Origin of the sequence: Pseudomonas sp. 06C 126, assembly GCF_001855215.1 — a bacterium.
Taxonomy (GTDB): domain Bacteria; phylum Pseudomonadota; class Gammaproteobacteria; order Pseudomonadales; family Pseudomonadaceae; genus Aquipseudomonas; species Aquipseudomonas proteolytica.
On sequence record NZ_MIFU01000002.1, the window covers coordinates 46589 to 60568 of the forward strand.

Consider the following 13980-nt stretch of genomic DNA (forward strand, 5'->3'; position numbering starts at 1 on the left):
TACTCCATGTGCATTTTATTGTTATGGCAGTGAGCCTTTTCAAACACGCTTGTAACGGCCGGAATACAACGATTCCAATGCCAGACAGCCGCCGTACCACCCAGGACCGCAGCGCCGCATCCTTGAAAAACTCTGGGAGGGACTATAGCCAGCAGGGGGTATCGCTTGATCCCTCTAAAGTGTGATTTGCATCACCAACCCGTCTGCAACAGCCCTTTCGCCATGTCAGCGAAGGCTGACGCGAGAGAGGATGGCTCAAATCTGGGAAATGACAAGGCGAAGGCTTGTGATAGAGCATTGCCGTGCCCGAACGGGCACGGCGCAAAGGGTCAGAGCGTGGAGAGGAAGGTGCTGTTATTGGCCTGCCATTCGACGATGTCGATACGGATACGCTTCTTGTCCAGCTTGCCGACGCTGGTCTTGGGAATTTCCGTAACAATGGCAATCTGACTGGGGATTGCCCACTTGCTCAAGTGGCCCTGCTCGACATACGGCTTGAGGTGTTCCTTGAGTTCACGGGCGCCAATCCCGTGGCCTTCACGGACCACCAACAGCGCAAACGGGCGCTCGCCCCACTGCGGGTCGGCAATCCCTACCACCGCTACTTCGCGTACCGCCGGGTGACGGCTGACCAGGTCTTCGAGGGCCAGGGACGAAATCCACTCGCCGCCAGTCTTGATCACGTCCTTGATGCGATCACGAATATCGATCACACCAAAGGCATCCAGGGTGGCCACGTCGCCCGTGTGCATCCAGCCGCCTTCCCAGAGCTCGGCGCCCTTCTGCGGCTCGTTGAAATAGCCTTCGCTGAGCCACGGCGCACGCAGCACCAGTTCGCCCTGGGACTCGCCATCGGCCGGCAGGAAGTTGCCAGCCCCGTCGATGATCGCAGCTTCCACCAACGGCCCGGGCACACCGGCCTTGATCCGATAGGTCGTGCGCTCGTCTTCGCTGCCGGCCATCAGTTCTTCATTGAGATGGGCACAGGACACCAGCGGCCCGGTCTCGGACATGCCATAGGCTGCGGTCAACTGGATGCCACGGGCCTTGGCCGCCTCATACAACGAACGGTTGAGTGCGCTGCCACCAATCACGATTTTCCAGCCGCCAAAATCCACGCCTTGGGCGGCCTTGGCGTTAAGCACCATCTGCAGGATGGTCGGCACGCAGTGGGAGAACGTGACCTTTTCCTTGCGCCACAACTCCACCAGGTATTCCGGGTCGTAGCGGCCCGGGTAGACCTGCTTCAGGCCGAGCATGGTCGCCACATAGGGCAAGCCCCAGGCGTGCACATGGAACATCGGCGTAATCGGCATGTACACGTCGTTGGTGCCGAGCAGGCGCACGCTGTCGACGCTGCCCATGATGGTCGCCACGCCGATGGTGTGCAGCACCAGCTGACGGTGGGTGAAATACACACCCTTGGGGTTACCGGTGGTGCCGGTGGTGTAGAAGGTGGTGGCCACCGAATGCTCGTCGAAGTCCTCGAAGGTGTATTGAGTACTGGCGGCGGCCAACAGGGTTTCGTACTCACCCGCCAGGTTGGGCAGGTCGGCGGTTTTCTCGTCGCCATCGGTCAACAGCAAGGTCTTGTCGACCGTGGTCAACTGCCCGGCAATGGCCTGGTACAACCCGACGAACTCACTGTTGACCAGCACAAAGCGGTCTTCGGCGTGATTCATCGTGTAGAGGATCTGCTCCGGCGACAGGCGCACGTTAATGGTGTGGATCACCGCGCCAATCATCGGGATGGCGAACATGCACTCCAGGTAACGGTGGCTGTCCCAGTCCATCACGGCCACGGTATCACCGGCCTTGACCCCGGCTGCGGTCAGCACGTTGGCCAGGCGGGCGACACGTTCGATCAGGGTCGGGTAGGTGTAGCGCAGCTTGTCGCGGTAGACGATTTCCCGGGTTTTCTCGTAGCGGGCACCCGACATCAACAGGCGCTTGATCAACAGCGGGTATTGGTAGGCGCCTTCTGCGGGCGGGATAACACGAGTCTGCAACATACGAATCCCTTTTTATGACTGCACGGTCTTGGCTAAAGGATTTGCACTGTAGAGACCTTGCACGCCGGCCAAATCAGCCGAAGGAATGATTTGCAGAGCGGGATGAATGCTAGCTTTGCGCCAGCATTCATTCAGCCGATGACGCGCCTAGCGCTCAGTGAGGGCCACTTTTACACCGATAGCAATCAGCACTGCGCCCATGCTCCGGTCAAACCAATGGCCCATGCGCGCAAAGCCGGCGCGCACGCGTTGTTGGCTGAACAGCATTGCCACCATGCAAAACCACAGGGCGGTGGCCACGGCCAGGTACAGGCCATAACCGGCCTGGATTGCCAGCGGCGTGTGGGGGTTGATCACCACGGTGAACAGCGACAGGAAAAACAGCGTGGCCTTGGGGTTCAGGCCATTGGTCACAAAGCCCGAGGTAAAGGCGCCGCGGGCAGTGCGCTCGCCCACTTCGCGGTGCAGGTCTTCTTCACTGGCAGGCTTGGCCGGTTGCGCACGCAGGGCCTTGAAGCCGATGTACAGCAGGTAGGCCGCTGCCGCCCATTTCAGGGCGTTGAACAGCACGATGGACTGGGACACGATCAAGCCGATACCGAGCAGCGAGTAGCCGACATGCAGGAAAATCGCCGAGCCGACGCCCAGCGCCGTCCAGGTACCCGCGCGCCGGCCATGGGTCACGCTCTCGCGTACCACCACGGCAAAGTCCGGCCCGGGACTGGCCACGGCCAGCAGGTGAATCAACGCCACGGTCAAAAACTCGGTGAGGTACATGCACACTCCAAGAAGTAACTGATTATTTCATCTGGTAGGCTCGGCAGATTACGCCTTCGAACCCTGTCGCAAAAGGTACAGTTGATGACGAACAATCGCCGCGCCGTCTTCCTTGATCACCCTTCCCTGGACCAGGGGGACCTTGACCTCAGCGAGTTGCGGGAAGTTTTCAGCGACTTGCAGCTGTGCGAGCAGACCTCGGCGGACCAGGTGGTCGAGCGCCTGCAAGGTGCCCAGGTAGCGATCAGTAACAAGATCCTGCTCAACGCCCAGACCCTGGCCGCCTGCCCCGACCTGAAGCTGATCCTGATCGCCGCCACCGGCACCAACAACGTCGACCTGGCCGCCGCCCGTGCCCAGGGTATTACCGTAAGTAACTGCCAGGGCTACGGCACACCTTCGGTGGCGCAACATACGATCATGCTGCTGCTCAACCTCGCCACACGCCTGAAGGACTATCAAAAAGACGTCGACGCCGGCCTGTGGCAGCAAGCCAAGCAGTTCTGCCTGCTGGATTACCCGATTGTCGAACTGGAAGGTAAAACCCTGGGTTTGCTCGGCCACGGCGAACTGGGCGGCGCCGTCGCGCGCCTGGCCGAAGCCTTCGGTATGCGCGTGGTGCTGGGAGCCATTCCTGGCCGCCCGGCCCGTGCAGATCGGGTCCCCCTGGACGAACTGCTGCCGCAAGTCGACGCCCTGACCCTGCATTGCCCGCTCAATGAACACACGCGTCACTTTATCGGTGCCCGCGAGTTGGCGCTGCTCAAGCCGGGCGCGTTTGTGGTCAACACCGCACGCGGTGGCCTGATCGATGAACAAGCCTTGGCCGATGCCTTGCGCGGCGGTCATCTGGGCGGCGCGGCCACCGATGTGCTGAGCGTCGAACCGCCGACCACCGGCAACCCACTGCTGGCCGGCGACATCCCGCGGCTGATCATCACCCCCCACAGTGCCTGGGGCAGTCGCGAGGCGCGGCAACGGATCGTCGGCCAATTGACCGAAAACGCCCGGGGCTTTTTCAGCGGCGCACCGCAGCGCGTCGTCAGTTGATAAACTGCGCTCCTTTTTCAGGGAGCAGACCATGGATCCGCGCAGTGAAGTACTGCTTCGTCAGGCCGAACTTTTTCAAGGCAACGTGTTGCTGGCCGGCCTGCCCGCCGACGACCTGCTGGGGCGGCTGCCCAATGCCCATGGCTGGTGCTGGCATGCCGGCGATCAGGCGGCGCTGGATGCACGGTTTGCCGAGCGCAGCCATTTCGGGGTGAATGTGCCGGATCGCGCATTCGATACGGCCGTGGTGTTCCTGCCCAAGTCCAAGGACCTGGCTGATTACATCCTCAAGGCCGTGGCCGCCCGTCTGCCGGGCGCCGAGCTGTACCTGGTGGGCGAAAAACGCGGCGGCATCGAAAGCGCCGCCAAGCAACTGAACGCCTTTGGCAAACCACGCAAGCTCGACAATGCGCGGCACTGCCAACTGTGGCTGGCTACCGTGGCCGACGCCCCGCCAGCCCCCGAACTGGCGAGCCTGGCCCAAGTCTTTGAAGTGCCACTGGCCGACGGCCCGCTCAAGGTCGTCAGCCTGCCGGGCGTGTTCAGCCATGGCCGCCTGGATCGCGGCACCGCACTGTTGCTGGAACACCTGGACAAACTGCCCAGCGGTCATCTGCTGGACTTCGGCTGTGGCGCCGGCGTGCTGGGCGCGGCGGTCAAGCGGCGCTACCCGCACAACACCGTGACGCTGCTTGATGTGGACGCCTTCGCCACCGCCAGCAGTCGCCTGACCCTGGAGGCCAATGGCCTGGAAGGCGACGTGCTGACCGGCGATGGCATCGACGCCGCGCCCATGGGCCTGGATGCGATTCTGAGCAACCCGCCGTTCCATGTCGGGGTGCATACGGACTATTTCGCAACGGAAAACCTGCTGCGAAAAGCACGCCAACATCTGAAAAACGGCGGCGAACTTCGGCTAGTCGCCAATAGCTTCCTGAAGTATCAACCGCTGATCGAAGAGCATCTGGGCGTCTGCGCAGTCAAGGCTGAGGGCCAGGGTTTTCGCATCTACCGCGCCAAGCGCGGCTGACGGGCGTTTGAAAAAGAAGGCTTGCCGAATGGATTTTGCCAAGGCAGAATCCGCTCCGTCCTAGGGGAGTAGTCTCCCACGAGCAACATGCTCGTCCGGCATACGTCAACATACTTGGTCAGCAGACCATGGCGTATGCGACCCAGGAGTCCGCACAGACGGACCGGGGTTTGACAAGACCTATGACACGCACACCTTACCCGGGGCGGGAAGGCTGTACGTGTCATAGCCGTGTCGACCCGCCCCTGGAAACCTACCTGATGCTGGATTCACTTCTCGTTCCTACCGCAATCGTTGCCTTGGCCGAAATCGGCGACAAGACGCAGTTGCTCGCGCTTATTCTTGCCGCACGCTTTCGCAAACCCTGGCCGATCATCGCCGGTATCATCGCCGCGACCCTGGCCAACCACGCCGCCGCCGGTGCCGTGGGCGCCTGGTTTGGCAGTTTCTTCTCGGACGCGGTGCTGCACTGGATCCTCGCCGCGAGCTTCTGCGCCACGGCCTTGTGGACACTGGTGCCAGACAAACTCGACGATGACGAGGCCAGCACCTCACGCAAGTTCGGGCCGTTCCTGACCACACTGATTGCGTTCTTTATCGCGGAAATCGGTGACAAGACGCAGATCGCCACAGTGATGCTGGCGGCGCAATATCCGGAGTTGTGGCTGGTGATTATCGGCACCACCTTAGGGATGCTGATTGCCAACGTGCCGGTGGTTCTGGCGGGGAATTTCGCGGCAGAGAAACTGCCATTGACCCTGATTCGGCGCCTGGCGGCCTCGGCGTTCTTCATCCTGGCGCTGGTGGCGGTGTACAAGGCCATGCAGAGCAGCGGCTGGATCTGATGTGGGAGCGGGCTTGCCCGCGATAACAGTGGCTCAGTTGATAAATACGTAACTGATACACCGCTATCGCAGGCAAGCCAGCTCCCACATTTGGCGTTTCACACAGTCCGAGCTATCAGGACTTCTTGGCCTGTTGGTAAAGCGGCATCACCTTGGGAATCGCCGCCTGCAGAGAAGCGATCCGGCTGCTGGAGGCCGGGTGGGTGCTCATGAATTCAGGCGGTGCGCCTTCCGAGGCCTTGGCCATCTTGTTCCACAGCGTGATCGCGGCATTCGGGTTGTAACCGGCGCGGGCCGACAGTTCCAGGCCAATCAGGTCGGCTTCGTTTTCATTGCTGCGGCTGTTGGGCAAGGTCATGCCGTAGTTGGCCACGGTGTCGGCCAGCGCCATGCTGTCCTGGCCCAGGCCCAGCAATGCGCCGGCGCCTTGCTTGGCCATCTCGATGCCATAGGCCTTGGACATGGCTTCACGGCCATGTTCACGCAGGGCGTGGGCAATTTCATGGCCCATGACCGCGGCCAATTCATCGTCGGTCAACTTGAGCGTGTCGATCAGCCCACTGTAGACAAAGATCTTGCCGCCAGGCCCGCAGTTGGCGTTCATCTCATCGCTCTTGATCAGGTTCACTTCCCACTTCCACTGCGCCGCATCCGGGCGGAAGGTGGGGGCCTGGGCGATCAGCCGCTTGGCAATGGCCTGCACGCGCTTGGCGTTGGCGCTGGTCTTGTCCACCAGGCCCTTGCCACTGGCTTCGCCCAGGGTCTGTTGGTACGACTGCGCGTACATCTGGTCGACTTCCTGGCTCGACAGCATGCTGAACATGTACTGCTTGCGCTCCACACCCACGGCACCGCCGCTGGTGGTGTTGACCGACTGGCAACCGGCGAGCAGCAGGGCTGCGCTCAATGCCGTTACCGCCAAATATTTTTTCATGCACATTCTCCCTGAAAACATGGCGCGTATCGTAGGCCCTCCTCTGTATCGGCGCTAGATACACCGGACGCTTAACCGCTAATTTCAGACTCCCCCCACGCCCATGACCATTCTATAAGCGACATTCCTGATTCTTTTGCAGGGCAGCGCCTCATGTCTGCCGGGCCTGTGGCCGATATAAAAAAGGCAGATCATGCCCCCAGCGCCCGGAGCCATCATGAAATTCAAGTCGATTCAGTTTTCTGTCGCGGCATTGGCCGGAGCCATTGTCCTGAGCGTCGTGGCGGCCCTGGTGCTGTACGCGCTGTTCGCCGGCGCACGGACCCAGGAAATGGTGCAGCAACGTACCCAGGCGCAATTTGAGCAAGTCATCGAACAACGTCTTACGGCATTGGCGCAAACCCAGGCCACCCTTATCCAGCGCGAACTGGAAGCACCACTGGTGACCGCCAAAGGCCTGGCCACCACCAATGCGCTGATGGGCATGAAAGACGCAAACGGCGCCGCCCCGCTGCAGGTCAGTCGTGAACAACTGATCAACCTGCTGCACGAAACCGTGGTGCGCAACCCGAAAATCCTCGGTTCCTATATCGCCTGGGAACCCAATGCCATCGACCACAATGACGCCCATTACCTGAACTCCACCGTCGTTGGTGTAGAACCCAGCAACGGGCGCTTCATGCCCTGGTGGTTCCGCAACCAGGACGGCAGCCTGGGCCTGGAAAAACTCGCCGACCTGACTGACCAGAAAATCCTCTCCACCGGCATTCGCGCCAGCGAGTACTACCTCTGCTCCAAGGAAACCCAGAAGCCCTGCGCCATCGACCCGGCCCCCTATCGTGTGGGCAACACCACGGTGATGCTGGCCTCGTTTATCGAACCGATCATGGTCGACGGCGCGTTCCAGGGCATCGTCGGCGCCGATCTGTCGGTGAATTTCATCCAGGAAATGCTCACCGCTGCCGACCAGAAGCTTTACAACGGCGCCGGTGAAATGGCACTGATTTCCAACAACGGCCGCCTGGTGGCCTACACCCAGGACCCTAGCAAGCTGGGGGAAAAGGCCAGCGACCTGCTCGACAAAAATGAACTGGATAACCTCGGCCAACTGAAAACCGGTGAAGTGCGCTACGACATCGACCAGGCCAACGGGCATATCGAGTTGTTCCTGCCCTTTAACATCGGCCAGACCGATGCGCGCTGGACCCTGATGCTACAACTGCCCCTGGGCGCGGTCATGGCCGACCTGCACACCCTGCAAGGCGACCTCGAGGCCCAACGCAAAACCGATATTTTCGGCATGACCATGGTCGGCCTGTTGATTGCCGGCATCGGCCTGCTGGTGATCTGGCTGGTGGGCCACGGCATTGCCCGGCCGCTCAAGCAAATGGTGGCGATGCTCAATGACATCGCCCAGGGCGAAGGCGACCTGACGCGCCGCCTGACCAGTGACCGCGCCGATGAACTGGGCGCGATTGCCGCGGGCTTCAACACCTTCCTGATCAAGTTGCAGGGCATGATTACCCAGGTGGTCAGTTCGGTGCAGAAGGTCAGCGACTCCTCGGAGCACACCGCCGATATCGCCATCCGCACTAACCAGGGCGTGCACAAACAGATGGTCGAGATCGACCAGGTCGCCACTGCCGTGCACGAAATGACTGCCACCGCCCAAGACGTGGCACGCAATGCCACCCAGGCCGCCCAGGCTGCCACCCACGCGGACCAGGCCGCGAGCCAGGGCATGCAGATTGTGCGCGACACCTCCACATCCATCGGCGCCCTGGCCTTGGAGATCGGCAAGGCGGTGGGCGTGGTCCAGGCCCTGGCCAAGGACAGCGAAAACATCAATGCCATCCTGATTGCCATCCGCGGCATTGCCGAGCAGACCAACCTGCTGGCCCTCAACGCCGCAATCGAAGCCGCCCGGGCTGGCGAGCAGGGCCGGGGGTTTGCGGTAGTAGCCGATGAAGTGCGCAACCTGGCGCAGAAAACCCAGAAAGCCACCGAAGAAATCCAGACCATGATCCAGCAATTGCAGCAAGGCACGCGGGACGTGGTGCGGGTCATGGAAGACAGCCAGCAGCGCACCGATGAAAGCGTGCACCATGCCGCCAAGGCCGCCCAGGCTCTGGAGACCATCACCCAGGCCGTATCGGTGATCAATGATATGAACACGCAGATTGCCAGTGCAGCGGAAGAACAGAGCGCGGTGGCCGAGGACATCAACCGGAATGTGATCAATATCGGCCAGGTGGCCAACGAAGTGGCAGGCGGTGCCGATGAGTCCAGTGCCGCGAGCGCGGGGCTGACCCAGTTGGCGGAGCAGCAGCGGCGGTTGATCAATCAGTTCAAGGTCTGAAGGCTTTAGTGGACTTTAGGGCCTCATCGCTGGCAAGCCAGCTCCCACATGTGATGTGTGAATACATTCAAATGTGGGAGCTGGCTTGCCAGCGATGGCGGCAGTAAATCCCTCCACAACCTTGAGGCTCACCCCGGAGTAAGGCATTCCGGCCCATTGAGCTTGGGATCATTGACCATATTAGCCAGCACCCGCTCGCGCAACGCGGTGGGCTCACCGGCCAGCAATCCCTGCAACACATGCAACGGCGTCTCGGGATCCAGCCAGGCCTCCTGCCCCGCCGCATCCAGAATCAACGGCCGGCGCTGGCTCTGCGCCGCCTGGGTAACCACTGCCGCGCTCAGCCATACCTGCTCCTGCACCGGGTAGGCCTCCCAGATCGCCGCAAAAAACAGGGTCGAACCCTCCCCCGGCGTCAACCAGTACGGGCGCTTGCGCTGGGTGCCGCGCCATTCATAAAAGCCATTGGCCGGCAGCAGGCAACGGCGCAGGCGAAAGGCCTCGCGAAACATCGGCTGTTCGGCCAGGGTTTCGGCGCGGGCGTGGGCCGGGGTGCGGGACAGATCGGTCAACCACGGCGGCGTCAGCCCCCAACGGGCCCGCGCCAGGGTGCGCTGGCCGTCAGTGGCGCGCTGGATCAGCACCGAATCATTGGGGGAAATATTCCACTGGGCCTGTTGATCCGCCGGGAAACCCGGCAAGGCAGCAAAGGCGGGATTCCAGCGAAACAGGGCATAACGTCCACACATGGGGCAACACGACTCTTGGGTAAACCGGTCGACAGCCTAACAGACCAGCACGTCGGGGTAGCTGTCGGGTTCGTCGCCGGGCAATGGTTGCGCACCGATATACGCAGTAATCAGCTCGCGGGCGTAGGTGGCCTGGTCGTTCTCCACCTCCAGGCCCAACAGGCCGAAAATCGGCAGCTCACCCGTGCCACCGAGCAGATGGCGCCCCACCAGATGGGCGTCGATGCCTTCGCTGGCGAGCATTTGCTGCAACAACTCACCTTCCATCAGGTTTTCCGGCTCGTAGATTCGTTGCATGGCCGCCCCCTTTACTCGTTCTCGCTGCGCACTTCGAGCATCCATTCGTCGCCATGTACCTGCAGGTCGAAAATGATCGGCCGACAGCACACCTGGCAGTCTTCTATATAGTTCTGGTCACCGCCGGACAAATCCACGCTTGTCTCGATCCGTTCACCACAATAAGGACAATCGTACAGCGCACTTTCGAGCATCGCGGTCTCCCAGGTGACTTGTGCGTATAATCGCCGGTCTATTTGCAGGGCTTTTTCGTTTGATGCCATTTGTTCAGACCTCGCCCTGTCACTTATCGATCCAAACCTTTACTTACCCTAGCCGTTTCTAACAAGAGAGCATGATGGGCGAATTCGATACCATCCGACCTTACAACGACAGCGAAGTCCCGGCAGTGCTGGCCCGGCTGTTCAGTGACAAGGCCTTTCTGGACATCCTGACCCACTTTCGCTTCCCGCGCTTTGCCGGCGCCTTTGGCTGGCTGCTCAAGCCGCTGATCGCCCAGAAGCTGCGCCGTGAGTTCGCCGGTGTCACCACCGTCGCCACCTTGCAGGACAAAGTCGAGTTTTACGTCGACCACACCATTGACCGGGCGACCGACGGCGTCACCTATACCGGGGTCGAGCAGCTCAAGTCCGGCACGGCCTACGTGTTCCTGGCCAACCACCGCGATATCGTGATGGACCCGGCCTTCGTCAACTATGCGGTTTACCACGCCGGCCTGCCAACACCGCGTATTGCCATCGGTGACAACCTGCTGCAGAAGCCGTTTGTCAGCGACCTGATGCGCCTGAACAAGAGTTTTATCGTGCACCGCTCCATCACCGGGCGGCGCGAGAAAATGGCGGCGTATCAGTTACTGTCGGCTTACATCAACCATTCGATCCGCAACGACTGCCAGTCGATCTGGATCGCCCAGGCCGAAGGTCGCGCCAAGGATGGGGATGATCGCACCGAGTCGGCGATCCTCAAGATGTTCCATATGAGCCGCAAGGACGAGCCATTCGCCGACGTCATCCTGTCGCTGAACCTGACGCCAGTGTCCATCAGCTACGAATACGACCCGTGCGACGCCGCCAAGGCCCGTGAGCTGTATATCCGCGCCACCACCGGGACCTACACCAAGGCGCCAGGTGAGGATGACGTGAGCATTGCCCTGGGCATCACCGGCTACAAGGGCCGGGTCCATATCAACTTTGCGCCGCCCATCACCGAGCGTTTTGAAGACACCAAGCTGCTGGCCATCGAGATGGACCGGCAGATTCTCGGCGGGTATCGGTTGTTTCCAGTGCACTACCTGGCGTATGCACAGTGGAGCGACGCCGACCCGCAGCTGCAGGTGCCGACGGCGGCCGAGGTATTCCCGGCGGACGAGCTGGCCAAGGCGAAAGCGGAGTGGGAACGGCGTTTGAATGCCTGCCCGGCAGAGCACCGACCGTATCTGGTGCTGCAATATGCGACGCCAGTGCGTAATCAGTACCGGGTCAAAGCCGGGATCCCCCTTTAAACTACCGTCTAAATGTGGGAGCGGGCTTGCTCGCGAAAGCAGTGGATCAGTTAGTACAGATTTGACTGATCCACCGCTTTCGCGAGCAAGCCCGCTCCCACAGTTCTTTTGTGGTGTTTTTACAGTCGAGTACTGAGCCAGGACAGCAGCAACGCCAGGCTAAGACAGGCAAAGCTAATGCGATAGCCCAGGCGATGACTGCGCTCGGTGCGCACATCCAGAAACAACATCGGCTGGTCGATGGCCCGTTCTTCGCTCTGTGCGGCCAGATTGGCCATTGCGCGTTGTTCGCGCAGCCGAGTGACGAACAGCAGCCCCGCGCCAGGGCACGCAATCAGCAGTGCAGCGGTATTGATCAGTAGCGCAGACAACGGCATTTCAAACCCCAGTGTGACAATTGTCCATCCAGATGCGCTCTCCCGCGCATTGCAGCTCCCTGCCCCCATTGACGAGCAATGTATCGGGTAATTTACAACGTCACCTGAACGTCACCTTAACAAGCCACTCTGTTGCCCTTCGAACACCCGGGAGCTTGTCATGTTGCACGCGCAGAACCAGGATCGGCTGTACCTGATCGCCCCAAGCGATGAGCAAGAGGCGCTGGTCGGCGGCCTGGCGTTCAATGTCCAGGACCGGCACTGGCTGGTGTACTGCGCCCTCGGCGGGCATCAACATGCCGACCTGCCGGAGCTGGATCTGCTGACTGGCGTGAGTGTGCTGGACTTTTATGTCGAAACGGCGGCATGACGCCCACAGGCACAAAAAAGCCGGGCCCGTGACGGGGCCCGGCTTTTTTACCAGCGATTATTGCGAGCTGAGGATCTGGCCGATGCTTGGATCCTTGAACAAGCGCGTCAGGGCATCACTCAACACGTCGCTGACCAGCTTGGTGTTGGTTTCCTGGTTCGGCGCCATGCCGAAGCGTTGGTCCAGGGATGCACCGTAACGGCCACTGTAGCGGCGGTTGCCGGCCGACACATCAGAGCGGAAGGTCGCGCCGATGGTGGCTTCGGTCACGTATAGGCCTTCCTTGGGCGACTGGTACTTCAGCTCGGCCAGGGTCACGGTCAACTGCGGTGCGCCTGGCGAGTTGCTGGTCGGGGTGAAGCCCAGCAGACGCACAGCCGCTTCGGCCTGGGCTTGCAGCTTGGGCAGTACGTCGGCGCCGGTCACCGTGATAGCGCTGGTTTCCGGGTACAGGCCGCCGCGGGTGCCCAGGGTCGGCGATGGACGACCATCAACGACACGCACCGATACCGGCTGGCCATGGCCCACAGGCGCCAACTGGGTGGTGAGCTTGGGTTGCGGGCTGAGTTGCTGCGGGCTGTGGGCGCAGCCAACCAGGGTCAAGCTGGTCACAGTGATCAAACCGAACAACAGGCGTTGCAACATGCTTTTCTCTCCAGAATTCAGGTACCGACAGGCCGGCAGTATAGCGGCGCGCCACCGCCTGGAACTAGCGCCAGTTACAACCTCGGACCCAGGCCCGCCTGCCGCGGTTCAATGTCACCGATATGTCATGCTGGGCTGGCATGCTTGCACCCATTATCAGGAGGCCGACCATGCTCAATCTTCTCTGGCGCTTTTTCGCTCGCACGCCCGCCCGTCGCAACTTTGCCCTGCTCGACCTGCAAGGTCGCTGCCAGGCATTCAAGCAATGCAGCCAGCCGCCCGTAGGCGAAGGTTGGGTCGAAGTCGACGAGATCCGCCTGAGCTGGATGCACCATCCGCTGCCCGCCCGCGCACGCGTCAGCCCGCGCCGCGCACGGTCATCGCACCGCCTGCCGTTGACCGCCTGACCGAAGCGCTAATAAAAGTCATAAAACACGTCCATTTCCCCGCAGTTCTTCGCTACAATCTCCCCCCGATTATAAGGACGTCTCCTGATCGGGCCTCGCAGCATCGCTAATGCCCAGGTATTAGCTCCCCCGCACCGCCCACAGAGAGCCGCCCACACAGATCGAGTGAAGCTGGTGAGCTGGCTGTTTTGTCTGCAAACCTGCGCCTTTACCGAATCTGCCAGAGCTGCCATTGCGCTCGGCCACTTGAGTTGTTTGCCCGTTATGCCGCGTGTCGGCAGTGATTTCGGGCCAGGTGCCAGACTGGGGCAGCCCTTTTTTGAGGTTCACGTCTTCAAAAGAGCGTGAAAAAAACGGGTTTTCACAACTTCACAAGAGTGTGGCGAGCAAATGAATAGTTTTGCGTTTGTACAAGCACCATCAACGTCTGGCACTGCCCAACCACACAGGACCGAGTACTCCTCAAAAACCGGAGCTTGAAGCCTGTCCGCTACGGATTTGGTTGCACGATCGGACGTACTTGACCATAAGTCGAATTGCCACAGGGCCCCTGAAATGCGTTCATATGCAGATAAGGCCTGGTCGGCAGCGTCCGCTGAAGTTGCAAAAAAATTGCGAAGAATCGGA

General features: G+C 60.9%; 15 protein-coding genes, 1 pseudogene and 1 riboswitch. Of the genes and pseudogenes, 8 read left to right on the plus strand and 8 right to left on the minus strand.

Annotation, left to right across the window (positions count from 1 at the left end; genetic code table 11):
* Window positions 1–329 precede the first annotated feature (329 nt).
* A complete protein-coding gene (locus BHC62_RS01945; RefSeq protein WP_070994092.1) occupies window positions 330–2012 on the minus strand; it encodes a fatty acid--CoA ligase in 1683 nt (560 codons plus the stop codon).
* A 147-nt stretch (window positions 2013–2159) separates the two neighbouring features.
* Window positions 2160–2789: a LysE family translocator gene (locus tag BHC62_RS01950; protein WP_029297794.1), complete on the minus strand. Its 630-nt coding sequence runs from the start codon at window positions 2787–2789 to the stop codon at window positions 2160–2162.
* An 84-nt stretch (window positions 2790–2873) separates the two neighbouring features.
* Between BHC62_RS01950 and BHC62_RS01955 the strand changes: the two genes are divergently transcribed.
* The 3 genes from BHC62_RS01955 (at window position 2874) to BHC62_RS01965 (ending at window position 5714) form a co-directional block, all read left to right on the plus strand.
* On the plus strand, window positions 2874–3839 hold the full coding sequence (locus tag BHC62_RS01955) for a 2-hydroxyacid dehydrogenase (protein ID WP_029297792.1): 966 nt from the start codon (window positions 2874–2876) through the stop codon (window positions 3837–3839).
* 31 nt (window positions 3840–3870) lie between these two features.
* Entirely contained in the window at window positions 3871–4869 is a 999-nt protein-coding gene (locus BHC62_RS01960; RefSeq protein ID WP_029297791.1) for a class I SAM-dependent methyltransferase, read from the plus strand.
* A gap of 51 nt (window positions 4870–4920) precedes the next feature.
* Window positions 4921–5040, plus strand: a riboswitch (yybP-ykoY riboswitch).
* An 89-nt stretch (window positions 5041–5129) separates the two neighbouring features.
* The gene (locus BHC62_RS01965; RefSeq protein ID WP_029297789.1) at window positions 5130–5714 is read left to right on the plus strand and encodes a TMEM165/GDT1 family protein; all 585 of its coding nucleotides are present in this window, start codon (window positions 5130–5132) and stop codon (window positions 5712–5714) included.
* Between the two features lie 115 nt (window positions 5715–5829).
* Here BHC62_RS01965 and BHC62_RS01970 read toward each other — a convergent pair whose 3' ends face one another.
* The gene (locus tag BHC62_RS01970; RefSeq protein WP_029297787.1) at window positions 5830–6648 is read right to left on the minus strand and encodes a M48 family metallopeptidase; all 819 of its coding nucleotides are present in this window, start codon (window positions 6646–6648) and stop codon (window positions 5830–5832) included.
* A gap of 1306 nt (window positions 6649–7954) precedes the next feature.
* Here BHC62_RS01970 and BHC62_RS29225 point away from each other — a divergent pair.
* Both BHC62_RS29225 and BHC62_RS29230 read left to right on the plus strand, forming a co-directional pair.
* Window positions 7955–8149: pseudogene (locus tag BHC62_RS29225) on the plus strand (HAMP domain-containing protein); the annotation flags it as partial.
* Between the two features lie 114 nt (window positions 8150–8263).
* Window positions 8264–9007 carry a methyl-accepting chemotaxis protein gene (locus BHC62_RS29230; RefSeq protein ID WP_371128901.1) on the plus strand — a complete coding sequence of 248 codons (744 nt, stop codon included), beginning with the start codon at window positions 8264–8266 and terminating at the stop codon, window positions 9005–9007.
* A 128-nt stretch (window positions 9008–9135) separates the two neighbouring features.
* Here BHC62_RS29230 and BHC62_RS01980 read toward each other — a convergent pair whose 3' ends face one another.
* From BHC62_RS01980 to BHC62_RS01990, 3 genes are read right to left on the minus strand one after another with little or no spacing between them, the layout of a single operon-like run.
* Window positions 9136–9756 carry an SOS response-associated peptidase gene (locus BHC62_RS01980; protein ID WP_070994094.1) on the minus strand — a complete coding sequence of 207 codons (621 nt, stop codon included), beginning with the start codon at window positions 9754–9756 and terminating at the stop codon, window positions 9136–9138.
* Between the two features lie 36 nt (window positions 9757–9792).
* Window positions 9793–10053, minus strand: a complete 261-nt coding sequence (locus BHC62_RS01985) for a putative signal transducing protein (RefSeq protein WP_029297781.1) — start codon at window positions 10051–10053, stop codon at window positions 9793–9795.
* Between the two features lie 11 nt (window positions 10054–10064).
* Window positions 10065–10247, minus strand: a complete 183-nt coding sequence (locus BHC62_RS01990) for a CPXCG motif-containing cysteine-rich protein (protein ID WP_029297780.1) — start codon at window positions 10245–10247, stop codon at window positions 10065–10067.
* 143 nt (window positions 10248–10390) lie between these two features.
* Here BHC62_RS01990 and BHC62_RS01995 point away from each other — a divergent pair, with 143 nt between their 5' ends.
* A complete protein-coding gene (locus BHC62_RS01995; RefSeq protein ID WP_029297779.1) occupies window positions 10391–11554 on the plus strand; it encodes a 1-acyl-sn-glycerol-3-phosphate acyltransferase in 1164 nt (387 codons plus the stop codon).
* A gap of 119 nt (window positions 11555–11673) precedes the next feature.
* On the opposite strand, the gene BHC62_RS02000 is transcribed toward BHC62_RS01995, so the two are convergent.
* Window positions 11674–11931: a hypothetical protein gene (locus BHC62_RS02000; protein WP_070994095.1), complete on the minus strand. Its 258-nt coding sequence runs from the start codon at window positions 11929–11931 to the stop codon at window positions 11674–11676.
* A gap of 160 nt (window positions 11932–12091) precedes the next feature.
* Between BHC62_RS02000 and BHC62_RS02005 the strand changes: the two genes are divergently transcribed.
* A complete protein-coding gene (locus BHC62_RS02005) occupies window positions 12092–12301 on the plus strand; it encodes a hypothetical protein (protein WP_008434269.1) in 210 nt (69 codons plus the stop codon).
* A 57-nt stretch (window positions 12302–12358) separates the two neighbouring features.
* On the opposite strand, the gene BHC62_RS02010 is transcribed toward BHC62_RS02005, so the two are convergent.
* Window positions 12359–12946, minus strand: coding sequence for a YajG family lipoprotein (locus BHC62_RS02010; protein WP_029291738.1), 588 nt, complete (start codon window positions 12944–12946; stop codon window positions 12359–12361).
* Window positions 12947–13116: 170 nt separating this feature from the next.
* Between BHC62_RS02010 and BHC62_RS02015 the strand changes: the two genes are divergently transcribed.
* Window positions 13117–13353 (plus strand): hypothetical protein, encoded by a 237-nt coding sequence (locus BHC62_RS02015; RefSeq protein ID WP_070994096.1) that lies wholly within the window; start codon window positions 13117–13119, stop codon window positions 13351–13353.
* Window positions 13354–13980: the final 627 nt, after the last annotated feature.

Coding starts and splice junctions, on each gene's coding strand:
- BHC62_RS01980 (WP_070994094.1), bottom strand. CDS start 9,756: ATGTGTGGACGTTATGCCCTGTTTCGCTGGAATCCCGCCTTTGCTGCC.
- BHC62_RS01985 (WP_029297781.1), bottom strand. CDS start 10,053: ATGCAACGAATCTACGAGCCGGAAAACCTGATGGAAGGTGAGTTGTTG.
- BHC62_RS01960 (WP_029297791.1), top strand. CDS start 3,871: ATGGATCCGCGCAGTGAAGTACTGCTTCGTCAGGCCGAACTTTTTCAA.
- BHC62_RS29230 (WP_371128901.1), top strand. CDS start 8,264: ATGGTCGAGATCGACCAGGTCGCCACTGCCGTGCACGAAATGACTGCC.
- BHC62_RS01970 (WP_029297787.1), bottom strand. CDS start 6,648: ATGAAAAAATATTTGGCGGTAACGGCATTGAGCGCAGCCCTGCTGCTC.
- BHC62_RS02015 (WP_070994096.1), top strand. CDS start 13,117: ATGCTCAATCTTCTCTGGCGCTTTTTCGCTCGCACGCCCGCCCGTCGC.
- BHC62_RS01990 (WP_029297780.1), bottom strand. CDS start 10,247: ATGCTCGAAAGTGCGCTGTACGATTGTCCTTATTGTGGTGAACGGATC.
- BHC62_RS02010 (WP_029291738.1), bottom strand. CDS start 12,946: ATGTTGCAACGCCTGTTGTTCGGTTTGATCACTGTGACCAGCTTGACC.
- BHC62_RS02005 (WP_008434269.1), top strand. CDS start 12,092: ATGTTGCACGCGCAGAACCAGGATCGGCTGTACCTGATCGCCCCAAGC.
- BHC62_RS01950 (WP_029297794.1), bottom strand. CDS start 2,789: ATGTACCTCACCGAGTTTTTGACCGTGGCGTTGATTCACCTGCTGGCC.
- BHC62_RS01965 (WP_029297789.1), top strand. CDS start 5,130: ATGCTGGATTCACTTCTCGTTCCTACCGCAATCGTTGCCTTGGCCGAA.
- BHC62_RS01945 (WP_070994092.1), bottom strand. CDS start 2,012: ATGTTGCAGACTCGTGTTATCCCGCCCGCAGAAGGCGCCTACCAATAC.
- BHC62_RS01955 (WP_029297792.1), top strand. CDS start 2,874: ATGACGAACAATCGCCGCGCCGTCTTCCTTGATCACCCTTCCCTGGAC.
- BHC62_RS01995 (WP_029297779.1), top strand. CDS start 10,391: ATGGGCGAATTCGATACCATCCGACCTTACAACGACAGCGAAGTCCCG.
- BHC62_RS02000 (WP_070994095.1), bottom strand. CDS start 11,931: ATGCCGTTGTCTGCGCTACTGATCAATACCGCTGCACTGCTGATTGCG.